General features: G+C 37.0%; 19 protein-coding genes and 1 tRNA gene. 12 read left to right on the forward strand and 8 right to left on the reverse strand.

The genetic code is table 11. The annotated features are described in order from the left end of the window. Nucleotides 1-256 precede the first annotated feature (256 nt). Complete coding sequence (mltD, locus tag BTA34_RS02815) at nucleotides 257-1,591, reverse strand: murein transglycosylase D (protein ID WP_151434412.1); 1,335 nt, start codon at nucleotides 1,589-1,591, stop codon at nucleotides 257-259. A 75-nt stretch (nucleotides 1,592-1,666) separates the two neighbouring features. Next, on the reverse strand, nucleotides 1,667-2,422 hold the full coding sequence (gene gloB / locus BTA34_RS02820) for a hydroxyacylglutathione hydrolase (RefSeq protein ID WP_151434413.1): 756 nt from the start codon (nucleotides 2,420-2,422) through the stop codon (nucleotides 1,667-1,669). A 38-nt stretch (nucleotides 2,423-2,460) separates the two neighbouring features. On the opposite strand from gloB, the gene BTA34_RS02825 reads away from it, so the two are divergent. Further along, nucleotides 2,461-3,177, forward strand: a complete 717-nt coding sequence (locus tag BTA34_RS02825) for a methyltransferase domain-containing protein (RefSeq protein WP_151434414.1) — start codon at nucleotides 2,461-2,463, stop codon at nucleotides 3,175-3,177. 8 nt (nucleotides 3,178-3,185) lie between these two features. Here the strand turns inward: BTA34_RS02825 and rnhA are convergent, their stop codons facing one another. After that, entirely contained in the window at nucleotides 3,186-3,668 is a 483-nt protein-coding gene (rnhA, locus tag BTA34_RS02830) for a ribonuclease HI (RefSeq protein WP_023581088.1), read from the reverse strand. 65 nt (nucleotides 3,669-3,733) lie between these two features. Here rnhA and dnaQ point away from each other — a divergent pair, with 65 nt between their 5' ends. The 8 genes from dnaQ to fbaA all read left to right on the forward strand — a co-directional run bounded on the left by dnaQ (nucleotide 3,734) and on the right by fbaA (nucleotide 13,314). Further along, nucleotides 3,734-4,486 (forward strand): DNA polymerase III subunit epsilon, encoded by a 753-nt coding sequence (gene dnaQ, locus BTA34_RS02835; RefSeq protein ID WP_151434415.1) that lies wholly within the window; start codon nucleotides 3,734-3,736, stop codon nucleotides 4,484-4,486. 123 nt (nucleotides 4,487-4,609) lie between these two features. Beyond that, nucleotides 4,610-4,686, forward strand: a tRNA-Asp gene (locus tag BTA34_RS02840). A 785-nt stretch (nucleotides 4,687-5,471) separates the two neighbouring features. Beyond that, on the forward strand, nucleotides 5,472-5,633 hold the full coding sequence (locus BTA34_RS18255) for a hypothetical protein (protein ID WP_265576165.1): 162 nt from the start codon (nucleotides 5,472-5,474) through the stop codon (nucleotides 5,631-5,633). A 2-nt stretch (nucleotides 5,634-5,635) separates the two neighbouring features. Beyond that, complete coding sequence (locus BTA34_RS02845; protein ID WP_151434416.1) at nucleotides 5,636-6,859, forward strand: hypothetical protein; 1,224 nt, start codon at nucleotides 5,636-5,638, stop codon at nucleotides 6,857-6,859. Nucleotides 6,860-7,648: 789 nt separating this feature from the next. Beyond that, on the forward strand, nucleotides 7,649-9,643 hold the full coding sequence (gene tkt / locus BTA34_RS02850) for a transketolase (RefSeq protein WP_151434417.1): 1,995 nt from the start codon (nucleotides 7,649-7,651) through the stop codon (nucleotides 9,641-9,643). 257 nt (nucleotides 9,644-9,900) lie between these two features. Beyond that, entirely contained in the window at nucleotides 9,901-10,920 is a 1,020-nt protein-coding gene (gene epd, locus BTA34_RS02855) for an erythrose-4-phosphate dehydrogenase (protein ID WP_151434418.1), read from the forward strand. Between the two features lie 87 nt (nucleotides 10,921-11,007). Continuing rightward, nucleotides 11,008-12,171 carry a phosphoglycerate kinase gene (gene pgk / locus BTA34_RS02860; RefSeq protein WP_099074324.1) on the forward strand — a complete coding sequence of 388 codons (1,164 nt, stop codon included), beginning with the start codon at nucleotides 11,008-11,010 and terminating at the stop codon, nucleotides 12,169-12,171. A 63-nt stretch (nucleotides 12,172-12,234) separates the two neighbouring features. Beyond that, entirely contained in the window at nucleotides 12,235-13,314 is a 1,080-nt protein-coding gene (fbaA, locus tag BTA34_RS02865) for a class II fructose-bisphosphate aldolase (protein WP_151434419.1), read from the forward strand. 189 nt (nucleotides 13,315-13,503) lie between these two features. On the opposite strand, the gene dtpB is transcribed toward fbaA, so the two are convergent. After that, nucleotides 13,504-14,991 (reverse strand): dipeptide/tripeptide permease DtpB, encoded by a 1,488-nt coding sequence (gene dtpB / locus BTA34_RS02870; protein ID WP_151434420.1) that lies wholly within the window; start codon nucleotides 14,989-14,991, stop codon nucleotides 13,504-13,506. A gap of 598 nt (nucleotides 14,992-15,589) precedes the next feature. Next, on the reverse strand, nucleotides 15,590-16,108 hold the full coding sequence (gene hpaC / locus BTA34_RS02875) for a 4-hydroxyphenylacetate 3-monooxygenase, reductase component (protein WP_151434421.1): 519 nt from the start codon (nucleotides 16,106-16,108) through the stop codon (nucleotides 15,590-15,592). Nucleotides 16,109-16,700: 592 nt separating this feature from the next. Between hpaC and hpaR the strand changes: the two genes are divergently transcribed. Further along, on the forward strand, nucleotides 16,701-17,138 hold the full coding sequence (gene hpaR / locus BTA34_RS02880) for a homoprotocatechuate degradation operon regulator HpaR (protein ID WP_151434422.1): 438 nt from the start codon (nucleotides 16,701-16,703) through the stop codon (nucleotides 17,136-17,138). A 65-nt stretch (nucleotides 17,139-17,203) separates the two neighbouring features. On the opposite strand, the gene BTA34_RS02885 is transcribed toward hpaR, so the two are convergent. After that, nucleotides 17,204-19,207, reverse strand: coding sequence for a BCCT family transporter (locus BTA34_RS02885; protein WP_151434423.1), 2,004 nt, complete (start codon nucleotides 19,205-19,207; stop codon nucleotides 17,204-17,206). A gap of 364 nt (nucleotides 19,208-19,571) precedes the next feature. Then, the gene (locus BTA34_RS02890) at nucleotides 19,572-20,174 is read right to left on the reverse strand and encodes a hypothetical protein (protein WP_151434424.1); all 603 of its coding nucleotides are present in this window, start codon (nucleotides 20,172-20,174) and stop codon (nucleotides 19,572-19,574) included. A 274-nt stretch (nucleotides 20,175-20,448) separates the two neighbouring features. Here BTA34_RS02890 and BTA34_RS02895 point away from each other — a divergent pair, with 274 nt between their 5' ends. Then, on the forward strand, nucleotides 20,449-21,111 hold the full coding sequence (locus BTA34_RS02895) for a DUF421 domain-containing protein (RefSeq protein ID WP_151434425.1): 663 nt from the start codon (nucleotides 20,449-20,451) through the stop codon (nucleotides 21,109-21,111). An 88-nt stretch (nucleotides 21,112-21,199) separates the two neighbouring features. Here BTA34_RS02895 and rnz read toward each other — a convergent pair whose 3' ends face one another. Next, on the reverse strand, nucleotides 21,200-22,117 hold the full coding sequence (gene rnz, locus BTA34_RS02900; protein WP_151434426.1) for a ribonuclease Z: 918 nt from the start codon (nucleotides 22,115-22,117) through the stop codon (nucleotides 21,200-21,202). 1,373 nt (nucleotides 22,118-23,490) lie between these two features. On the opposite strand from rnz, the gene BTA34_RS02905 reads away from it, so the two are divergent. Continuing rightward, the gene (locus BTA34_RS02905) at nucleotides 23,491-24,015 is read left to right on the forward strand and encodes a fimbrial protein (protein ID WP_151434427.1); all 525 of its coding nucleotides are present in this window, start codon (nucleotides 23,491-23,493) and stop codon (nucleotides 24,013-24,015) included. Nucleotides 24,016-24,280: the final 265 nt, after the last annotated feature.

A 24,280-nucleotide genomic window follows, 5' to 3' on the forward strand; every position in this document is an offset into this window, starting at 1 on the left:
AAATAGAGATAAAAATGAAGCGCGTGATAGTTAAATATCAGGCGCTTTTTTTATTACCTAATATTTGCAATGGTAAAGGGGGAGCCATATTCAAGCAGAATAAAATAGAAGGAATAGACGAAAAGGATAAAAGGGATGAAAGGGATGAAAGGGATAAAAAGAGTGACTCATTGATAATAAAGAAAAAGCCATCTCTATTTATCACCGCTAAGGTATTAAATATATTGATGGCTTTCAAGACGTTTAAGTACAAAAACTATTTTATATACAGTGTTAATTGAGTACCCGGTTTTAACATTTTAATGTCAGCGTTCCAGCTCATTAACTGTTTTAGGTTAATGCCGTGGCGACGGGCAATACTGTAATAAGAGTCACCTTGGCGTACTTTATAGTAGCTGGGTGAAGGTTTTGCTGGTTTCGTTATCGTGGTATTACTGACACTACCAGCATTATGAATTTTTAATGTTTGACCAACCAGTAATGTGCTCTTGGCATTTAAGCCATTAATACGCTGTAAGTCTTTGACACTCATATTGTAGCGACGAGCAATAGCGTAAAACGAATCCCCTGAACGAACCTTATAAACACCTTCTTGCTTAATAGATTGATTCGTTTTGGCAACAGCCAAGCGAATTGTTTCTAATACCGCTTCATCCTCAAAAGCGTTACGGAATTGGTCAAGTTTATTGCGAGGCAACATAATGACATGAGGACCATTCGGTGCGGTTATTCCACGCTTATAACCGGGGTTATAATCTTTCACGGTATTAATAGGTAACTGACTTAATTCAGCAACTTTATTTAACGTGATTTGCTCGCCGACATCAAATGAGGCTAATGCTTTATCTCGATAGTTACTTTTTGGAAAAGTAATGGTCTGTTCGTTTTCACGAATAACTTTGCTCAACGCGAGAATTTTCGGCACATAATTCATCGTTTCTTTAGGTAAAGAAAGCGACCAATAGTCTGTTGGTAAGTTTTGACTCTCATTTGCCTTTATTGCTTGCATAACACGACCTTCGCCTGCGTTATAAGCAGCAAGGGCAAGTGCCCAATCACTATCGAACATCACATACAAGCGCTCTAGTAAATCAAGGGCTGCTTTAGTTGATGCCATAACATCACGACGACCGTCATACCATTGGTTTTGTGCCAAACCATAGTAATTACCGGTTATCGGTACAAATTGCCATAAACCAGCGGCATTTGCAGAAGAGGTAACATGGGGATTAAACGCACTTTCAACGACAGGAACAAGTGCAAGTTCCATCGGTAATTCACGTTTTTCTATTTCATCAATAATCGAATACATATAAGGTTCAGCACGAGAAGCAACACTCTGTATATGTTTGGGATTATTTAAAAAATATAATTCTTGCTGCGAGATCCTTTCATTTTCAGGGAGGTCCATTTTCAATTCACTTACCACATAACCCCATAAATTGGTTTTTACATCATATTGAGGTTGGTGAGAAGTTGAAGTCCCTTTCGTTGATGTTGGTGTGATCGCAGACAAATTAGGTTTAATGTTCTCAGATTGCTGACAGCCCGCCAATAGCAATATGGAGAACAAAATCGCTTTTGTCTTCATAATAGAAAAATTCATCCTGTGTGTTTTTTAAACCAAATGATACTTAGTGTGCCAAAATAAAACAATCAATAGAGATTAAAAGTTGTCTTTTAATTCTCTTAATTTTGTAAATGTCTTAATTGGAGCATAAGTATTAGTGGTTATATCTAAAATCCTTTGCAAATCAATATCGTCAGATTTCAAAAAAAGATTAATATTCTTTTCGTTTTTCAGTGTTATTGGCACAGTTGGTTGTGAATTTTTACGCATTTCACTAACTTGGGCTAAATAATCGGTAATAAGTGCATTTTCTGGCATGATATGATGCGCAAAGGTCATATTTGATAGGGTGTATTCATGAGCGCAACAAATTAATGTGTTATCAGGTAAAGCACTCAATCTTTGTAATGAACTAAACATTTGTTGTGCGGTGCCTTCGAATAAACGACCACAACCACCAGAAAAAAGTGTATCGCCACAAAATAAATATGGTTCACAGTAATAAGCAACATGACCTAATGTATGGCCCGGTGTGCCAATCACATTAAAAGTGAAGGTGCCAACAATGATGCGTTCTTGATTATGAATAATATTTTCAGCCCCTTTACTTTGTGTTTCTTGTGGGCCAAAAACGTCAATGTTAGGATATTTTTTTACAAGCTCGGCAACGCCACCAACATGATCCTCATGATGGTGGGTTAATAAAATCGCGATAGGCGTTAGTGAACGTTGTGAGAGCATTTCAATAACAGGTTTGGCTTGTGACGGGTCTACAATCACACATTCACTATTTTCATTACTTAATAGCCAAATGTAGTTATCGGATAAAGCAGGAATTCTGATAAGCTCCATATAAGTTACCTTACTTATAAAATATAAAGGGTTAAACGATGAAAGCAGCGCGTTCAGTAAAACCAATTACAATGCCAGACTCTTGGCGTGATATTCCTTGGGGGGAATATTATCGCATGGCGATTGAATTGCGTTTACAAAACTGGTGGCCGAAAATGTATGGCTTTCATTTGCTAAAACTCGGTCAACTCAGTGCCGAACTTGATACCAAATTAAGTATCGTTTCACATCAAGTCAATGTGACATCGAATGCAATAAATGCGGATGTTATCGCGTCCTTAGATTATCTACCCTTTGAAAATAAATCGATAGATGTTTGCCTTATGGCTCATGTACTTGATTATAGCGCAGATCCTCATTGGCTATTAAGAGAAGCTGACCGTGTTTTAATTGATGATGGCTGGATAGTATTAACGAGCTTTAACCCTATTAGTTTATTAGGGCTAGGTAAATGTACGCCTCTTTTACGACAAAAGCAGCCTTATTCAAGTCGTATGTTTTCACTTCGACGCCAAATTGATTGGCTTAGTGTGTTAAATTACGAAGTCATGACACAACAGAACTTCCAAATTATGCCATTTTCAAGACCAATAAAACGTGATGGTAGCCGCTATCACATCGGTGGCTGTTTAAATTTAATTATTGCTCGTAAAAGAACGCTTCCTTTAACACCCACGGCATTGAAATTTGCATTGCCACGCCTGAGTGTAAAAGGTCGAGTTTTAGGCGCTACACGCAATCGCTCAGAGCCATAAAATATGATTCATTGTGTTTTATCTTTCTGGCTTTCAATATAACCAGTGTCTTCTTGTGTAGGTGATTGAGCCGCCGTTTTTGCTAATTCATCACAACGTTCATTTTCATCATGACCAGCATGACCTTTTACCCAATGCCATTCGATTTCATGACGAGTAATAGCACTATCTAAGCGTTTCCATAAATCGACATTAAGCACAGGGCTTTTATCAGCTTTACGCCATTGGCGCTTTTTCCAGCTATGGATCCACTGTGTGATACCTTGTCTGACATATTGGCTATCTGTTGTCAGTGTAATTTTACAAGGGAATTTTAATGTTTCTAATGCTACGATAGCGGCAAGAAGTTCCATTCGGTTATTGGTGGTCATAAAAAAACCTTCACTTAGGGTTTTTTCATGTTGTTGATAGCGTAAAATAGCGCCATAACCACCAGGGCCTGGGTTGCCTAAGCATGAACCATCGGTGAATATTTCTACCTGCTTGTGCATAAAGGCGACTTATCCTTTTTGATTAATACGAAAAACTAACCCTAAGTCTGACATAAAAACGGATTATGAGCACTCCAATCACACGACAAATTGTACTTGATACCGAAACCACCGGTATGAATAAGCTGGGCGTTCATTATGAAGGTCATAATATCATTGAAATTGGTGCCGTGGAGGTTATCAATCGTCGATTAACAGGGCGAAATTTCCATGTTTATATTAAGCCCGAAAGATTAGTTGATCCCGAAGCGTTTGAAGTTCACGGTATTAGTGATGAGTTTTTAGAGGATTGTCCTTCTTTTGCTGATATTGCTGATGAATTTTTAGAATATATTCGTGGCGCAGAGCTGATCATTCATAACGCATCGTTCGATATTGGCTTTATGGATTATGAGTTTAGAAAGCTTAATCGTGATATTCCGCCTACCGAAACGTTCTGCCAAATTACCGATAGCCTTGCAATGGCAAGGGCATTATTTCCCGGTAAACGAAATAATCTTGATGCCTTATGTGATAGATACTTAATAGATAACTCTAAACGTACTCTTCACGGCGCGTTATTGGATGCTGAAATACTTTCTGACGTTTACTTGGCAATGACCGGTGGACAAACAGCATTAGCATTTTCAATGGAAGGCGAATCAAGTAACGAGCAAGAGCAAAATGATATTCAGCGTATCGAACGCCCAGTTTCAGGATTAAGAGTCATAAGAGCCACCGCAGAAGAACTTGCTGAACACGAATCTCGATTAGATTTAGTTGAGAAAAAAGGCGGGCATTGTTTGTGGCGTCCAGCATCAAATGATGAGTCAGTTTGAATATAAAAAAAGCATAAAGGCTTAGTTGAGATTAAAAACTATCCAAATGCATCTTTTTGTTAGAAAAACAGTTGACGACAAGGCAAGAGATTCGTAATATTCACCTCGTCCGAAAGGATACCCGGAGCGGTAGTTCAGTTGGTTAGAATACCTGCCTGTCACGCAGGGGGTCGCGGGTTCGAGTCCCGTCCGTTCCGCCAAATTATGACGCCATGCTATTTATTAGCATGGCGTTTTTGCTATTGGGATTTTATCATCATACCAGCCAGCAGTATGCCACTTTTCCGACCTTCTACCCGCAATTAAGCCAAGCGCTCACGTAAATCACGCTGTAACGTGCGTTCAGATACATTGAACTTTTTGAGCTAAACATAAGAACACAAGGCTTTCTCCTACCATTAAGCGAGCAACTAAGCGGGTAACACCAGTACTTATCCCCGTTGATATCCAAACTAGCCCAGTTATCCAGTAACACCCTGTTTATTAGACCCGCATAGTCGTTTGATTGAATATATAAATAATTACTGGAAACCAAGAAAACAGATTTTAACATTGCTTGAATAAAAAATATAAATATATTTTATGTATTTACTTATCAGACTTGTGATTAATGACGGGATATCTTTAATTGTTACCCTTCGAAAAATTACCGTTAAAATAATTAAAGCAATTAGAATAATAAAATAAATCATAATAACTAAGTGAACTAAAAAACTACAATAATGCAAATTATCACTTTTAATTAGCTTTAATTACTCTTTAGTGGATTAATTTAAAGAATTTTCAACCTATATAATAAAATTATTTTTATTTTAACTTGATTGATTTTATTTATGTTATTCCGATAAATATGTCTTTTTACAGTTAGGGGGGTTGGCTTGACGTTAAATTATTGTTGGTTTTAATGACTGTTATATTGTATAAATATATTCATATTACTAATGAATTGTGCTTTCAAGTTATACATTAATCCACAGAGCGATGGTTGAAGCTTCAAAATGAAGAGTTAGCTGAAGCAGCGAGTGAATTGCGTGCTGGGCATGTAGCGAAGGCAACAGTATTAGTGAAGCGCGGGATGGAATATATAAAACTACTCGCCCAGCAACTTGAAATCCTGACATTTATGCAACAAAGAGCCGGGAGCTAACTATGGTTGATAGAATATCAGAGCAAGAGCATCTTGATGGGGCTGATTCAAAACGTGAAAAGAGTTATAGAGTGACCACCGAAGACAGTCTATTGAATAATAGTCATCGGTGTGATGCTAGAGAGATCCTTTCTGAATTTCATAAGGTTGGAAAACATTTTGTTACCCAGCAAAAATTACAACAACTGGCAGTATATCGAGATGAATTAGCCCGCAGTTCCGCTGGTGATTGGATGCTAAGTTTTCTTAACGTCGTCTTGGATAAATTTGATGACACTTATAGTTACCGATCTTATCTAGCACTGGATTTATTACATTGGCAGAATTACACAGAAAATAGTGCTGATTATATCGATTGGCAATTGACTATTATTACTATGGATTTAATCCGTTTTGAGCTAGATGCATTGCGTAATAATGGCAGTTGGCTCTATGAAATGGCACCAGATCAGCGACTTGTTAATACGCGTTGCCGACGACTGATAAAGTGTATGGGAAAAGTATATCAACGAATGAATATACAGTGGGAAAATAATGAGCGGGATATGATAACGATCTGCGACACAATTTGTTCTGCTGTGTTTTTACGCTTATCTGATAATGAAAAATTACGCTTAGAATACTCAATGATACCCGTTTATATTAATCATGATGAGTACATTTTTCTACGTATATTACAGGCCTTTGAAACATTGTTTGATTGGCTGGCCTCTTGTTTAACGGAAGTTATTGCCTTTGCTAAATCGGATCTGAAACAAGCAACTGAACTCTTGTTTCTCAGCGCTAATCGATTGAATGAAATGGCAGCACTTTTTCCATTGTTATCGACGTTACGGGTTGATGCCTTTCATAGGTTCAGAGATTATACCGAAGGTTCTAGTGCAATCCAGTCACGCAGTTATAAGAAAGTTGAATCATTGTGTAGTAGACCTGATGCCGAAAGATTCAATTCAATAGCCTATCAAGCGGTACCGGAGGTAAGCGAGGCGATTTTATCTAACCCCGAGACGATTGATGATGTTTTTAATCTTATTCCTCAGAATAATTTGTATAAAGACGATTTTCATCAAGCGATGGAGTCGTTTGGATTAGGCATGAAAATATGGCGGCAGTCGCATTACGGTATTGCTGTAAAAATGCTGGGCGCCTCGCCAGGTACTGGCAATACTGAAGGTACTGCCTACCTTAAAGAAGTAAGAAAAATACCGGTCTTTAAAAATATCTGAACAAGGTTAGTTATAACCACATTAAATGATAATCCAATTCGGAGGGATGCCTTCCATTGCTAAACCCCAGCATTTATGCTGGGTTTTTTTGCTTTGCAGACTTTCGCGTATTATTAAGTAAGCTGTTTTTTGAAACTATTTTTCTGCAAAAATAATAATAGAAAAAAATATTCAATTAACACAGAAAAAAGAAACTTTAGGCTTATTGAAAGTCAAAATACGAAAAATATATTCTTTATTGTAATAAAATTTATAAAAACCATTCTTGGAATAACCTAATTATTTATTTTCTCACTCGTTTTGCTAAGGTAATAAGTAACATTTACGTTACCCTGATTTTTCCTTTTAGCTATATATGATGTAAATAAGATTTTTATTACTGAATCAGTGAATTATCTGCTTTTTATCTTTTTTAAGCTCTTATAATTCTACGTCTTTGTAACAAGTTCAGTTAGTTATTAGGTTATAATTAAAACAAATACGGTATTTATTTGATTTGATGGATAATTCAGCAATGAAATTTTATCTTGATTAGTCATATCAAGCTAAGGTTTAATAGCACGCTTCTCAATTGCGCAAGTCATTGCCTTTTTTGCTTTTTGTTGCGCAACAATGCGGTGGTGTAATGTTATTTTCCGCTTTGATCGTAAAAAATGCCGTGCAAATCAAAGAATTATTGCTTTATGCTAATTACGATAGCCACCTTTGTGGATTTTTTATATTGCGGTTTTTTGCCCGCATTGAGAGAATCAGCTATCTAGATGCTTTTTATCCGACTTGGAGTAGAAAATGACCACTCGTAAAACCCTTGCTAATGCGATCCGTTTTTTAAGTATGGATGCTGTGCAAAAAGCGAAATCAGGACACCCCGGCGCCCCTATGGGTATGGCTGATATTGCAGAAGTATTATGGCGTGATTTTTTAAATCATAACCCAACTAACCCTAACTGGGCTGATCGTGACCGTTTCGTTTTATCTAATGGTCATGCTTCGATGCTGATTTACAGCTTACTGCACCTGTCTGGTTATGAAGTTTCTTTAGATGATCTGAAAAACTTCCGTCAATTGCATTCTAAAACACCGGGTCACCCAGAATATGGTTACACCCCAGGTGTTGAAACAACAACGGGTCCTTTAGGTCAAGGTATTGCAAACGCAGTGGGTTTTGCTATTGCAGAACGCACATTAGCCGCTCAATTTAACCGTCCTGGTCATGACATTGTTGATCACTACACCTACGCCTTTATGGGTGATGGTTGTATGATGGAAGGTATCTCTCACGAAGCGTGTTCTTTAGCGGGAACATTACAGTTAGGTAAACTGATTGCATTCTACGATGACAATGGCATCTCTATTGATGGTAAAGTGCATGGTTGGTTTACTGATAATACCGCAGAACGTTTCGACGCTTATGGCTGGCATGTAATTAGTGGCATTGATGGTCACGATGCAGCAAGCATTAAAGCCGCAATTGAAGCAGCAAAACAGATCACTGACAAACCTTCACTGCTGATTTGTAAAACCACTATCGGTTTTGGCTCTCCTCATAAAGCAGGTACTGCGGATTCTCACGGTTCCCCATTAGGTGATGCAGAAATCGCTGAAACACGTAAAGCGTTAGGCTGGGAATACGGCCCATTCGAAATTCCACAAGAAATTTATAAAGAGTGGGATGCGAAAGAAGCGGGTAAAGCAAAAGAAGCGTCATGGGATGCTAAATTTGCTGCATACGCAGCACAATTCCCTGAATTAGCGGCTGAATTTAAACGCCGTGTTTCTGGTGAATTACCAGCAAACTGGGAAAAAGATTCCAAAGCATTTATTGAAAATCTGCAACAAAACCCTTCAAGCATTGCAAGCCGTAAAGCGTCTCAAAATGCATTAGAAGCATTCGGTAAAGTATTACCAGAATTCATGGGCGGTTCTGCGGACTTAGCACCAAGTAACTTGACTATGTGGTCTGGTTCTAAAGCGCTGAATGAAGACGAAGCAGGTAACTACATCCATTATGGTGTGCGTGAATTCGGTATGTCTGCAATCATGAATGGTATTGCATTACATGGCGGTTTTGTTCCTTACGGCGCTACCTTCCTGATGTTTATGGAATATGCACGTAATGCTGTACGTATGGCTGCACTGATGAAGATCCGCAGTATCTTTGTTTATACTCATGACTCTATCGGTCTGGGTGAAGATGGCCCAACTCACCAACCTGTTGAGCAAATGGCAAGCCTGCGTGTAACTCCAAACGTGAGCACATGGCGTCCATGTGACCAAGTTGAATCCGCTGTTGCATGGAAATATGCAATTGATCGTAAAGATGGTCCAACAGCGCTGATCTTCTCTCGTCAAAATCTTGCACAACAACCACGTACTCCAGAGCAACTGGCAAATATCGAGAAGGGTGGTTACATCCTGAAAGATTGCGCGGGTACTCCAGAATTAATCTTTATTGCGACAGGTTCTGAAGTTGAATTAGCGGTTAGCGCTTATGAACAACTGACAGCTGAAGGTCGTAAAGTACGTGTTGTTTCTATGCCAGCAACAGATGCATTTGATAAACAAGATGCAGATTACCGTGAAGCAGTATTACCAACATCAGTGAAAGCGCGTGTTGCTATCGAAGCTGGTATTGCTGACTACTGGTTCAAGTATGTTGGTTTAGATGGTGCGATTGTAGGTATGCGTAGCTTCGGTGAATCTGCGCCTGCAAACGAGTTATTTGAAGAGTTTGGTTTTACTGTCGAAAATGTGGTTACACAGGCAAAATCTTTACTTAAATAATCAATAAATGTTAACAAGAGCACATTTTTGGGAAGAATTTCTCAGATGTGCTCTTTTTTTATCCTTCCATCTTTGTTTACTATTGCGATCTTCTCTCATTTCTCGTAATCTGATTATCAGTAAGCTGAACCGTTTCAGTTAATCCTAAAATGTCGGTGACTGCACAATTTCTAGATTTACTTGATTTATCGTTGTTGATTAGTATGTTGCTCTATTATTCTAAGCGGTTGCAAATCACGAGTTATCAAGGAAGTCACATGACAATCAGAGTCGCTATTAACGGTTTTGGTCGTATAGGGCGTAATGTGTTAAGAGCGCTTTATGAATCAGGTAAACGAGCTGAAATAACGGTTGTTGCAGTAAATGAATTGGCTGATGCACAAGGTATTGGGCATCTTCTCAAGTATGACTCCAGCCATGGACGTTTTGCTTGGGATGTACGAATTAATAACGATTTATTGCAAGTGGGTGATGATACTATTCGCTTATTTCATCACGCTGATATTACGGATTTACCTTGGGGTGAACTTGGTATTGATGTCGTACTTGATTGTAGTGGTGCATATGGCTCACGAGCTGATGGCGAAGCGCATATTGCACAAGGCGCAAAGAAAGTGCTTTTTTCTCATCCCGGTACAACAGATTTAGATGCAACAGTCGTTTTTGGTGTGAATCAACACGAACTTAAAAAAGAGCACCGAATTGTTTCAAACGCATCTTGTACAACAAATTGCATTATTCCGATCATTAAAATGATGGATGACGCGTTTAATATAGAGTCAGGAACAGTAACAACAATCCATGCAGCCATGAACGATCAACCTGTGATTGATGCATACCATAAGGATTTACGTCGTACTCGTGCAGCAGGACAATCTATTATTCCTGTTGATACAAAACTGGCGGCAGGAATTACGCGGATCTTCCCGAAATTTAGGGATCATTTTGAGGCAATTTCTGTACGAGTTCCTACAATTAATGTGACGGCAATTGATTTAAGTGTCACTGTAAAAACTGCTGTAAATGTGTTAGATGTCAATCGGTTAATTCAAAAATCAGCAACTGGTGCATTTCGTGGTATAGTGGATTACACAGAATTGCCATTAGTCTCAACTGATTTTAACCACGATCCTCATAGTGCAATCGTAGATGGCACACAAACAAGAGTCAGTGGGCAACACCTGATCAAGACTTTAGTCTGGTGTGATAATGAATGGGGCTTTGCTAACCGAATGCTTGATACAACGTTAGCAATGGCTGCAACTGGTTTTAAATAATCATGTTTTAATGACGGTGTCGCGTAATAATACAAGGCACTGAACAGAAGATTACTAAATTTTAGAGAATCAATGAGAGGATTCATCATGTCTGTAATTAAGATGACCGATTTAGACCTAGCGGGTAAACGAGTTCTTATCCGTGCTGACCTGAACGTTCCAGTTAAAGATGGTAAAGTAACTTCAGATGCACGTATCCGTGCTTCTTTACCAACAATTGAAGCCGCGTTAAAACAAGGCGCTAAAGTGATGGTAACTTCTCACTTAGGTCGTCCTACTGAAGGTGAGTACAACGAAGAGTTCTCTTTAAAACCAGTTGTTGACTATCTGAAAGATAAATTAACTGCACCAGTTAGCCTTGCTAAAGACTATTTAAATGGTGTTGAAGTCAATGCCGGTGAATTAGTTGTTCTTGAAAACGTTCGTTTTAACAAAGGCGAAAAGAAAGACGACGAAACGCTGTCTAAACAATACGCTGCATTATGTGATGTTTTCGTCATGGATGCATTCGGTACTGCTCACCGTGCTCAAGCATCAACTCATGGTGTTGCTAAATTTGCACAAGTTGCTTGCGCGGGTCCTCTGTTATCAGCAGAGCTTGAAGCATTAGGTAAAGCATTAGATAAACCTGCTCGCCCAATGGTTGCGATTGTTGGTGGTTCTAAAGTATCAACTAAACTGACTGTATTAGATTCTTTATCAAAAATTGCTGACCAATTAATCGTTGGTGGTGGTATCGCAAATACCTTTATCGCAGCAGAAGGTCATCCAGTTGGTCGCTCTTTATATGAAGCAGACCTAGTTGATGATGCTAAAAAACTGATGGAAAAATGTGATATTCCAGTGCCAAGTGATGTTCGTGTTGCAACTGAATTCTCTGAAACTGCAGAGGCTGTTTTAAAATCAGCAAGTGATATCAAAGATGATGAACAAGTACTGGATATCGGTGATGTTACAGCAGAACGTTTAGCAGAGATCCTGAAAAACGCGAAAACTATCCTGTGGAATGGCCCAGTAGGTGTGTTTGAATTCCCTAACTTCCGCAAAGGTACAGAAATCATCGCTAATGCTATTGCAGATAGTGAAGCATTCTCTATCGCTGGTGGTGGTGATACGCTGGCTGCTATTGATTTATTTGATATCGCAGACAAAATCTCTTACATTTCAACCGGTGGTGGTGCTTTCTTAGAATTCGTTGAAGGCAAAAAACTTCCTGCTGTTGCAATGTTAGAAGAACGCGCTAAACAGTAATTAAGTCAGCTCATACAGGTAGAAAGCTATTTTCTACCTGTTCCAAATATAGGATCTTATTACATGTCTAAAGTTTTTGATTTCGTGAAACCGGGTGTCATCACTGGTGATGATGTACAAAAAGTATTTGCAGTAGCAAAAGAAAACAAATTTGCTCTGCCTGCGGTTAACTGTGTAGGTACTGACTCAATCAATGCTGTGTTAGAAGCTGCTGCGAAAGTTCGTTCTCCTGTTATTGTACAGTTCTCTAACGGTGGTGCTGCATTTATCGCAGGTAAAGGTCTTAAATCTGATGTACCACAGCAAGCTGCTATTTTAGGCGCAATTTCTGGCGCTCATCATGTACACCAAATGGCTGAATACTACGGTGTTCCTGTTATTCTGCATACTGACCACTGTGCGAAAAAATTATTACCATGGATTGATGGTCTGTTAGATGCTGGTGAAAAACACTACGCTAAAACAGGTAAACCACTGTTCTCTTCTCACATGATTGACTTATCTGAAGAATCATTAGAAGAAAACATCGAAATCTGTGCTAAATATTTAGCGCGTATGGCTAAAATCGATATGACTTTAGAAATCGAATTAGGCTGTACAGGTGGTGAAGAAGACGGTGTTGATAACACAGGTATGGACAGCTCTGCGCTTTATACTCAACCAGAAGATGTTGCTTACGCATACGAAAAACTGAGTGCGGTAAGCCCTCGTTTCACTATCGCGGCATCTTTTGGTAACGTTCACGGTGTTTATAAACCAGGTAACGTTCAGTTAACGCCAAAAATTCTACGTAACTCACAAGACTACGTATCTGAGAAATTCAACCTGCCACACAATAGCTTAGACTTCGTTTTCCACGGCGGCTCCGGTTCTTCAGCAGAAGAAATCAAAGAAGCTGTTGGCTATGGTGTTATCAAAATGAATATCGATACAGATACTCAGTGGGCAACTTGGGATGGTATCTTACAGTTCTACAAAAAGAACGAAGGCTATTTACAAGCTCAGTTAGGTAATCCAGAAGGTGCTGATAAACCTAACAAGAAATACTACGACCCACGTAACTGGTTACGTCATGCACAATCATCAATGGTTGTTCGTTTAGAGCAAGCATTTAAAGAATTGAATTCAGTTGATGTTCTGTAATTGGATCATTCTTAATGATTAAACTAAACCCGCTTATTTGGCGGGTTTTTTTATGCCGGGCAAAAAGCTATCAGGCAGTTTGTCTATGATGATATTTCTCTTTAAATATTAACGATGAAATGCATAGGTATAAAAAAAGCGCCTATTAATAAATAGGCGCTTATATCAAGCAATATATTGATTGAAAGATTAGCCTGTGACTTTACCGTCTCTGCTTTCTTCTTTCATCATGCGATTTAATAAAGGTACGGTTGCCCACATAACGATACCGACAATTAAGGTCACAATACCAATTTTACCAAATACATCAGTATAAATAGGTAATGTTTGTAGTGGATCAGTAATGCCTTCTGGTGCTGCGGTGAAAGTCGCTACATAACCCCCTAACAGATAAGCGGTGGCTTGTGTTAAGAACCACATACCTAAAATAAAGCCCATCATGTATTGCGGTACGAATGCTGCAACCATTGCTAAACCTAACGCACTGATCATCAGTTCACCTAAGCTCTGGAATAAGTAAACCAGAACGATAAACCAAGGAGATGTTAAGCCTTGAGCATCGGCAAACCACATACCTGATGCTGCCGCTGTAAGGAATCCTAATGAGCACAGAAGCATACCAGCAGTAAACTTCGCAGGCATTGAGAAGTCTTTACCTTTCGCGCCAAAATGGCTGTAAGCGATAGCAAGGATTGGGCTAGCAACAATGATCCAGAATGGGTTTAGTGCTTGGAAGCTTACAGGGTTAATATCAAAGCCTAAAAGCGTGTGATGAACGTTATGAATAGCAAAGAAGTTCAGTGAGGTTGGCATCTGAGCATACAGAATATAGAAAACAACAGCTTCTAACATCAGAACAAATGCAACATACATTTTATTACGAGCGACTCTGTCTTTTTGTTTAAACGCTTCACGGAAATAAATGAAGACAACAATAATAGACAGGCTGACTAAAACGATATTTGCAATCATTACGTTGTGCAGTAACCATGCACAAACAAATACCATTGCAACAGAGCCAGCAATTACTAATAACAGTTTGCTAAAGCTCATCGGTAAATGGTCTGGTTCAGAACCAATATTGGCAACCATTTTACGACAGAAGAAATAAACTAATAACGCCATGAGTAAGCCAATACCACAGATATTATAAGTCAATGCATATCCGTAACGTTCAGCCAATACAGGGGCGATAGATAAAGAAATTAAGGAGCCGATATTGATCGACATATAAAATAGCGTAAATGCACCATCAAGACGTGGATCTTTAGGTGGGTAACATTTTGCTAATAAGCTGGCAGGGTTGGCTTTAAATAAACCATTACCGACTGCGATAGTTCCTAATGCGTAGAAAATTAAATTAGGGTACATAATTGACATACCAGTCATGAAATAACCGATAGCCAAGACGATAGCACCTAAAACAATAGTTCGTTTTGTTCCTAATAAGTGGTCACCAACATAACCACCAATAGAAATAAGCCCATAAACCAGTGCAGAGAATGCACCAAAAGTAATAAAAGCCTGTTCTTGAGAGAAACCGAGTTTACTAACAAAATAAACGGCAAGAATACCTTGTACGCCGTAGTAACCAAAACGTTCCCATAATTCTACAAAGAAAATCATAAAGAATGGTTTAGGCTGTTGTAATAAACCGACTTGAGCGGGTTTATCCATATCTGTAATGCCCCTAATTATTATTTATTTTCAACAACGATGTTATTTACTCACATTCACGAGGAATGTTACACGACGGTAACATTATCTGTCGCATTTAGAGTGATGTTTGCAAATTTAAGAAGGTAATCAGCAAGTCGAGTAGACTAATATATTGATGGAATGACTTCTCAAAGGTTGATCACACTGTAGGTAAGATTAATACCAGATTGAAAAAAATATTCATTAGTTTATTTTCAAATAAAGTCATTTAATTGATCTTTGGTATAAAATATAACCAAGGAGATTATTATTTGTTTATATTTTAATCTTAATAAATTAAATAAAGATAAAGAGAAAAAGTAGAGCGAAAATATTTTTGATTATGTGACTGATTGATTCTAGAAAGAAATTTTTCATTATAATTAAAAATTAATCTTTTATAACAAACAGATGTTAATAAATATTTAATAAATATCTAAACGCTAGTGAATGTTATCTAGTTGAATAAATATTCATTTAATATAGATAAATATTTAATTTTATGATGTGATTATAATCAATAAAAAAACGCCCTTATTAAAAGTGCGTTTTTATCTTGAGGTAAAATAGGTGAACTTTAAACGGAGATTAGTACTTGTTCATTTTTAACAGAATGGAAACGACGTTTGAAATAAATAAGCCCATCACCATCTTCACGTACCGAAATATTCTTAATTTCGGTCATATAAACAAAATGTGTACCCACTTGGCGTACATCATAAATATCACCTTCTAAGCAGGCGAGCGCATTTGCTAATACGGGTTGTTGTAATTGCCCGTGTTGCCATCCTGGTTGGGTAAAACGCTCTGCCATCGCAAGCCCTGTCATTCCGGCGAAATGACATGCCATTTCTTCTTGCTCATGATTCAATATATTGATGCTTAATTTTCCATTTTCTTGAAAAATAGCGTTCATTTGACTTTTACTGTTGATGCAGACCATCACGGTAGGCGGATTATCAGTAACAGAACATACTGCTGTTGCTGTTAAGCCACAACATCCCGCATCACCATTTGTTGCCACGATATTGACCGCAGCACCTAAGCTTGCCATCGCATCCCGAAAAAGTGGGTTAGCCTGTTTTTCCTCAGACATTATTTACTCCTACTGCCAGACTTCTCATCTGTGGGCGTCTTCACTTAAAATAATTATTAGTTAGATAACTAAAAAATCACCTAACTACTCCGCTAACAAAGTTGTAATGCTATTGCCGGTTTCTTTGTTGCGTTGTTTTAAAGCCGTAACGCTACCGCGCATGAACAAAGATAGCAATCTTTCTTTGTTACAACTTGTTAACTTTATCTCAAAAAACAGTGAGACAACCTTATCGCTAAGCGCCATTATTCCTAATTTAGAGATGGGATAATAGGCAAATTAGGCTACTTTTTTTGATTGGTAAAGAGATAACACAAATTGCCAACTCATAAAAAATGCGTATAGCTCAAGATATTGTGAAAGATGACATTAATCTTAAAAAAGGAACATGAGTAATAAATTGCCCAAAGGGAAGGAAATTGCAAAAATTGAGTCAACTTTATTTATTTGTTAATATGAATAATTGTAACAATTAGTCTATTCTTAAAATATAGTTATTCTATCAACCATAAGTAGCGGTATTTTTTCACTGTCTATATTGCGTGATATTTTGTCATTTCACCTATAACACCATATAAAGAGCTTCTTGATTATGCATGAATCATTAACTATCGCGCTGCTACAAGCACGGGAATCTGCGATGGGTTTTTTTCGACCTGTTCTCAAAGAGCATAATCTGACAGAACAGCAATGGCGGATCATTCGTGTACTTGCGGATAAGCGTTCTATTGATTTCCATGAGTTAGCGCAAAAATCGTGTATTCTTCGACCAAGTCTAACGGGGATTTTGATTAGAATGGAAAGAGACGAGCTAATTTGTCGTTTAAAACCAGTAAGTGACCAACGTAAACTTTTTGTTTCGCTTTCTGCTAATGGGCAAAGTTTATACGATAAGATCCAGCCCAAAATTGAAGAAGGCTATCAATTACTTGAGCAAAAGTTTTCGACTGAAAAACTACAAAAGTTATCTGGATTATTAAAAGAACTGATTGCGCTTAACGTAGATGATGTAGAACAATCAGAGAAATAAGCTATGTGATAAGAAAAAAGGAGATGCCATGGCATCTCCTTTTTGTTGCCATTATGCAGATAAAATTATTGCTTACCTAATACATGTAAGAAGTGAATGTGTTTTTCGTACTGATCAAGGATATCGTGAATGATTTGTTCTTTCGTCCAACCCATTACATCGTAATCTTGTCCACCTTCTTTTAAATGAATTTCAGCACGATAATATTTATGCTCTTCATCTCTTTCTTCATCACTTAGTCCAGCTAAAGCAAAGGCGGGTTGAGTATAAAAACGCAGGCGAACTTCATAGAAGAAATTCATGTCATCGCCTAAATCGACTTCAAAACCAATTCGATCATCTTCTTCATTATGGATAAAACATTGTGTCGCTTGCTTACTTAATTCGGCAGACACCATTTCCATTGAGGGTTGGATCACTTCATCCATAAAACGTTTTACATGAGAGCGTTTAGGAAAATAGGCAATATTTCTTAAACGACGTTGCCAAGGGATCGGATTGCGGCTTGCTGGTGGTGCAATTGTCGTTAGCTGTTGGCTATCACGTTTATATACATCCACTCGCAATGCTTTTATTAGCCCATAAATAGAAGCAAGCAATACCATTGAGAAGGGAAGAGCGCTTGCAATGGTTACTGTTTGTAGCGCGGTTAAACCACCGGCTAACAATAAAGTAATTGCAGAAATGCCCATTAAACTCGCCCAGAAAATACGTTGCCATACTGGTGTTTCACTATCACCGCCAGAAGCTAAAGTATCAACAACCATAGCACCAGAGTCTGCCGAAGTCACAAAAAAGACAACCACCATCAACATCGCAAAGAAAGATAAAACGGATGAGAATGGGAAATAATTTAAGAACTCAAATAGAGCCAATGACACATCTTGCTGCACGATATTGGCGAGAGTTTCGGCACCTTTATCTTTGATTAAATGAATAGCGGTATTACCAAAAACAGTCATCCAAAGTAAGGTAAAACCAGCAGGAACAAATAGAACACCAATAACAAATTCACGAATAGTACGGCCTCGTGAAATACGGGCGATAAACATCCCTACAAATGGAGACCATGAAAGCCACCATCCCCAATAAAGCAGTGTCCATCCCCCTAACCAATCACTCGATTTTGGCTCGTATGCGTAAAGATTAAAGGTTTTACTGACAATTTCGGATAGATATCCCCCTGTATTTTCAACAAATGATTTTAATATCAATACAGTTGGACCGAGAATAATGACTAATAAAAGAAGAATAACCGCCAATCCTAAGTTAAGTTCAGATAAAAAACGAATGCCTTTTTCTAAACCAGAAACAACAGAAATGGTTGCAAGTGCGGTGATCACAACAATCAATATGACTTGAACAGAAGGGTCAATAGGTACATTAAAGAGGTGATTTAAACCCGCATTAACTTGCAGAACACCAAATCCGAGGGAGGTTGCGACACCAAATACGGTTCCCATAACAGCGAAAATATCAACAGCATGACCAATTGGGCCATGTATGCGATCACCAATAATTGGATAAAGTGCAGAACGCAGTGTTAACGGTAAACCATGGCGATAAGAGAAGAAAGCTAAGATCAACGCGACAATAGCGTAAATTGCCCATGCATGTAATCCCCAGTGGAAAAAGGTTAAGCGCATGGCTTCTTTTGCGGCTTCTATGGTTTGAGCTTCACCTGTTGGAGGCATCAGATAATGCATAACAGGTTCAGCAACACCAAAGAACATTAAGCCAATCCCCATTCCTGCTGAAAAGAGCATGGCAAACCAAGCAAAATAACTAAAGTGAGGGCGAGCATGATCAGGCCCTAACTTGATTTGACCAAAGCGGGAAAGCCCCAAGTAAGTCACACTCAGCAAAACCAATGCAACGGCTAGAATGTAGAACCAGCTCGCATTTGTGAAGAGGTTTTCCTGAAGATGACCCAGTTTATCATTAGCCAACTCTGGAAATAACGCAGAGAAACCAACGACCAGTAAAATTAACAATGCTGATGTATAAAAAACAGGAGGATGAATTTTCACCCTAACTTTTTGAGGGGTTATATCGTTTTGTTGACTCATAGTTAACCTATTATTGTTATTTTCCTAGAAAGAAACTTTTCGCTACCCATTGTCTGATTGCTTATGTCATCAGAAAAGAAAAGTTCATAAGAAAATTTGAATAAAGCACCAAATTGGCAAGGTGTTTTATAAAAGCACGGAAGTAAATTATTTTTTCCGCAAGATGAAGAAAACTGCAATTAAATCAATTTATTAATAAACTTATATCTTGGATGCTTTCGCTCTTTAATAGGTTTCTCCTGTTGAAAAAAGGAGAACATGGTTACATTTTTTGCTTAATCGATCAACCCTTGTCTTTTTTAGTGCAAAAAAAAGCCAGTAAAGATTTACTGGCTCTCAATTCATCAAAAAAACTGAAATCGGATTATTTGTTTTCAGCTTTTAAATCATCAATTTTTTGTTTGGCTTGATCAGTTAATTGGTCAGCTTTATCAAGCGCTTTGTTTTCAGTTTCTTGGGCTTGCTGTTTTACATCATCACTTGTTTTTGCAGCATCACCTTTTAATTGATCAACTTTCTTATCTGTCTCTTGCTTTAAGTTATCAATGGTTTTATTTGCATCTTGTTTTAATTCAGCCGCTTTCTCAGCTAATTTATCACTTTCGGCATCTAAGCTTTGTTTGATTTCATCAGCCTTAGCGGATGCAGCTTGTTTTAACTCATCTGTTTTTTCATCAGCTTGCGCTTTTAGCTCAGCCGTTTTTTGTTCCGCTTTATCTTTTAGCTCTTGAGCTTGTTGTGTTAATTCATCTGCTTTTGCTGATGCATTTTCTTTCAAGTCTGCGGCTTTATCTTTGGCTTGTTCAGTTAACTCATTAGCTTTATCTTGCGCTGTTTCAGTAACTTGAGTTGCGGTTTCCTTTGCCTTATCAATGCCCTCATCGACTTTTTTAGATGAATCATCACAACCTGCTGTAATGGTAACAAGACCCGCTAGAACCAATGAAGTAAGTAGTTTTTTATTCATTTTTTTCTCCAAAATGTGTGTTCAAAAACAATTCAGTGATATCCCGCGTAAGAACTAGAAAAGGCGAGAAGCTATTGTGTTGATTGAAAAGATTACGACAAAACTATCTGAATAAGTATAGTTCGAGTCCTAAAATCAACAAACCTAAGTATATTAAGAGTTTTTTCTTAGTCAAATTCGATGAAAAATAAAGCAAAAACAACGTGGATTTTTATCTGGATGAGATTTTCTGCTTTATAATAAGTGCAGAAATTATTGGAAATGTGAGGGGCAAATGGAATATTACTTTCTGGTTGTTATCAAATTTATTATTGGTTTTACTATCATATTAGCGCATATGAATTTATCGGGTAAAACACAACTCTCTCAATTAACACCTATTGATTTTATTGGAAATTTTGTACTCGGTGGCATTATGGGTGGGGTGATTTATACCGATGCGATCCCTCTTTATCAGTATATTATTGTCTTTTTAATTGGTGTCTGTTTTATCTCTTTGCTTAATTATATCAGTAAGCGCTTCAACTTCTTCCGTGCAGTGACCATTGGTAATCCTATTCCTATTATAAAGAAGGGCGAGTTTATAATGGAAAACATCATGGAGAAAAAGAACAAAATAGACATTTTAAACATCACGTCTCGTCTTCATGCTCAGGGTATTCATTCGTTTCAAGAGGTCAATTACGCACAAATTGAACCGGATGGACAAATCACTGTGGTATGTGATGGCGCAAAAATGCCTTCGATTATTGTTATGAAAGACGGTGTTATTCGAACATCAGAATTAGCACAAATAGAAAAAGATGAAACGTGGCTACAAGATGAGATGAAAAATCAGCATATTGATAAACCAGAAGATATTTTCTTGGCTGAATTTTGGGATGGAAAAGTCAATTTTATTTTGCAAGATGGAAAGATAAAACGAACTACGTTATAGATAAATCGCTAAAATATACGTCGATGAGTGGCGTCTGATTTATTACAGTGGCGACATATATCGCCACTGTGATATGGCAAAAGCACAATTACAACTTAAATACCTCAAAATCAGAGGCCATTTCAGTATGGCTAAAGATTTGTTGGCTTTCATTGAGTAATTCAGCACACTCTTGCGGTGAATAACGACTACTAATATGCGTGATAATCAGTCTTTTGATATTCGCATCTTTGGCTAACTGTGCCGCTTGTACTGTTGTTGAATGCCCTCGGCTGTTTGCTTGCTCTGCCATTTCATGTTTAAACGTCGCTTCATGAACAATAACATCTGCGTTATTAGCCAGCTTTAATGCATTAGGCGTAGGTTGAGTATCCCCAAAAATCGCAATACAACGACCTTTTATTTCTTCACCAATATAGTCTTTACCATTAACAGTTCGCCCATCTGGTAATGTTATGGTTTTGCCTTGCTTTAACTCTTGTAACCAAGGACCAGCAGGAATATTTTCCGCTTTCAGTTTTTCTGCATCTAATTTACCCAGTTTGTTTTCTTCTTCTAAGCGGTAACCAAAACAAGGCACGGGATGAGACAATGCCTCACAACTGACTTTTATACCTTCTTCTTCAAACAGAAAGCCGGCTTTGTCAATTTCAACAATATTAATAGGATAAGTTAAATAAGATTGGCTTAATGTTAGTGCCGTTTCTATAAAGGCTTTTATACCTGTAGGGCCATATACCGTTAAAAGTGTTTCCGTTCCACCCATTGAGCGGCTACAAAGTAATCCCGGTAAACCAAAAATATGATCACCATGTAAGTGGGTAATAAAAATTTTATTTAAACGCGGCAGTTTCACGCGGGTATGCAATATTTGATGTTGTGTCGCTTCGCCACAATCAAACATCCACATACTTTTTTGTTTATTTTGTAAATCGAGCACCATACTTGTGACATTGCGATCTTTAGAAGGAACGCCAGCATTTGTGCCTAAAAAAGTCAGCTCCATAATGAAATATTTTCTCCATGTTGAATTCACCCCTAACTTAACGTAGGAACTTTAAGCTATTGTGCCATGTATTACCGCTGTTACAATTTTCTTTTCGTGAGTTAACAAACTGTAACAATTTGTTTTTTGACGCAGAGCGTAATCACGTTAATTGATAGTGCTTAATTTTGCTATTTAGCGAGTTAAGATTGAAAAAAACAACCCTTATAGTCAACTTAATATGAGTATCTTATTTAGATAATCATGTTGAGATTTAGATATACATTAATGTAAATGAAAACAATGTATATTATTTAGGCATTAACACTATTCTTTATTCAGCGTGTAAAATATCGCCTATATACAAAGAAAATGATTAAGGGTTATCCTAAATGTTGCTTTATTTTTCAAAAATATCTTTTATTCTTATTGTAAAAATTAATATTAATTAGATTTAAGATCTTTTTTCTATCGTTATTGTTGTTTTTTGTATAAATATAAAATTAATCTTTTTTACATTATGAAACAAAATTGCTTTTATTTTATACTTTAAAATATGCAAATATATCTGATATAAATGTGGTTTTTTGCATGGATAAAAATAATACATTTGGAGTATATTTACTTATATATTAAGTAGGGATGGAAGAATGTATGAGTAATTTATTAATAAATACAGCAAATTAATTATTTAATCTTGTTTGTATTCAATATGTTACAAGCAATCCTTAAATAAGGAGTCTATTTGGGATTATTTTTTGTAACTTAGTTGTATTGAAATTGAATAATTTAATATAAAAATAATTAACATCACCATATATTAATAATTATTTAAATCAATTGGTTATCTATATTCATTAAAAAATTGTAAAAAATAAGTTAAATGGGTAATGCAGTAAGAATATAAGTAGTATTATTTTTATCCCATATCTATTTAAAAAAAGTATAAATAACATTTTAATCTTTAAATTCATTCAAATCAGAATTTAAACCCTAATCATTTCCCATATTGAACTTATTTTTAGATGATTGTTTCGATCACTCTTTATGAGTGTAATTATATTCTGAGTATTCCAATAAAAAATACAATTAATATCAGTGAATTAATAAATTTATATTTAATTAAAATTATGCGGTTTGACTTAAATAAAAACGCAGAGAATAATAAGCCTAACTTGATATGACCTGTTATCTAATTGCATAAATTAATTATTATTCAATTAATTTAATTAGCCAATTAATAATCAAGGTGATTGGGTTTGGTAAATAAATAGAATCCTGTAATTTTATTAAGCATGGTTATTTAGCCGTATTTTATGGGCTAATTTACCTGATTAATTAATTGTTGTTAATTATTATATTTTCATTAATTACTTTATTTTAGGAAACATAAAATGAAATTAAAACAACTAGGTTTGGTATTAGGTTTATCTGTAATGGCTAGTTCTGCGTTTGCAGCTGGTGATCAGGGTCATGGTACTGTCGAGTTCTACGGTTCAATCATCGATGCTCCATGCTCTATTGATCCTGAATCTGGCGCTCAACGCATTCCTTTAGGTCAAGTTTCAACAAGTGCGCTGAAAGATGGTGGCCGTAGCCATTCTCAATCATTCAAAATCAAGCTGTTACAGTGCTCTACTGAAACTTATAAGTCAGTAAAAACCACTTTTACCGGTGCAGAAGCAGCTGATGTTTTAGAAGGCTCTTTAGGTATTGAGGGCATCGCTAAAAATGCGGCTGTTGTCATTACCAATGCGGGTGGTGAGCAAATTAAATTAGGTCAAGCAAGTGCAGCTCAAATGCTAAATGATGGCAATAATGATTTAAATTTTGCCGCTTATTTACAAGGTTCAACAAAAGCTGCCGCAGTACCTGGTGATTTTACTGCTATCGCAACCTTCGCATTATCTTACCAATAATAGCAAAAGCAAACTCTGTATAAGGATATACAGAGTTTATTTTCTTAGGAGCTATTTTAAATTTTGGAGTAGAGAAAAAATCGCGACACATTGACATGATTGATATTACTAATATAAGCATGGCTTAAATATAAGTAAAATTTAAGTATTTGTCCGCGATTGGGTTCAATAAGTGTTGAAAATAGGGCGTTAAAACTGACCTGTATTATTTTGACTAAGCGTTGTTATTGGGCAACTTTATTTAGTGTAACTTCTACTCTTATTT

Origin of the sequence: Proteus sp. CD3 (genome assembly GCF_008808075.1) — a bacterium.
Taxonomy (GTDB): domain Bacteria; phylum Pseudomonadota; class Gammaproteobacteria; order Enterobacterales; family Enterobacteriaceae; genus Proteus; species Proteus appendicitidis.

Coding starts and splice junctions, on each gene's coding strand:
- mltD (WP_151434412.1), bottom strand. CDS start 1,591: ATGAAGACAAAAGCGATTTTGTTCTCCATATTGCTATTGGCGGGCTGT.
- gloB (WP_151434413.1), bottom strand. CDS start 2,422: ATGGAGCTTATCAGAATTCCTGCTTTATCCGATAACTACATTTGGCTA.
- BTA34_RS02825 (WP_151434414.1), top strand. CDS start 2,461: ATGAAAGCAGCGCGTTCAGTAAAACCAATTACAATGCCAGACTCTTGG.
- rnhA (WP_023581088.1), bottom strand. CDS start 3,668: ATGCACAAGCAGGTAGAAATATTCACCGATGGTTCATGCTTAGGCAAC.
- dnaQ (WP_151434415.1), top strand. CDS start 3,734: ATGAGCACTCCAATCACACGACAAATTGTACTTGATACCGAAACCACC.
- BTA34_RS02845 (WP_151434416.1), top strand. CDS start 5,636: ATGGTTGATAGAATATCAGAGCAAGAGCATCTTGATGGGGCTGATTCA.
- tkt (WP_151434417.1), top strand. CDS start 7,649: ATGACCACTCGTAAAACCCTTGCTAATGCGATCCGTTTTTTAAGTATG.
- epd (WP_151434418.1), top strand. CDS start 9,901: ATGACAATCAGAGTCGCTATTAACGGTTTTGGTCGTATAGGGCGTAAT.
- pgk (WP_099074324.1), top strand. CDS start 11,008: ATGTCTGTAATTAAGATGACCGATTTAGACCTAGCGGGTAAACGAGTT.
- fbaA (WP_151434419.1), top strand. CDS start 12,235: ATGTCTAAAGTTTTTGATTTCGTGAAACCGGGTGTCATCACTGGTGAT.
- dtpB (WP_151434420.1), bottom strand. CDS start 14,991: ATGGATAAACCCGCTCAAGTCGGTTTATTACAACAGCCTAAACCATTC.
- hpaC (WP_151434421.1), bottom strand. CDS start 16,108: ATGTCTGAGGAAAAACAGGCTAACCCACTTTTTCGGGATGCGATGGCA.
- hpaR (WP_151434422.1), top strand. CDS start 16,701: ATGCATGAATCATTAACTATCGCGCTGCTACAAGCACGGGAATCTGCG.
- BTA34_RS02885 (WP_151434423.1), bottom strand. CDS start 19,207: ATGAGTCAACAAAACGATATAACCCCTCAAAAAGTTAGGGTGAAAATT.
- BTA34_RS02890 (WP_151434424.1), bottom strand. CDS start 20,174: ATGAATAAAAAACTACTTACTTCATTGGTTCTAGCGGGTCTTGTTACC.
- BTA34_RS02895 (WP_151434425.1), top strand. CDS start 20,449: ATGGAATATTACTTTCTGGTTGTTATCAAATTTATTATTGGTTTTACT.
- rnz (WP_151434426.1), bottom strand. CDS start 22,117: ATGGAGCTGACTTTTTTAGGCACAAATGCTGGCGTTCCTTCTAAAGAT.
- BTA34_RS02905 (WP_151434427.1), top strand. CDS start 23,491: ATGAAATTAAAACAACTAGGTTTGGTATTAGGTTTATCTGTAATGGCT.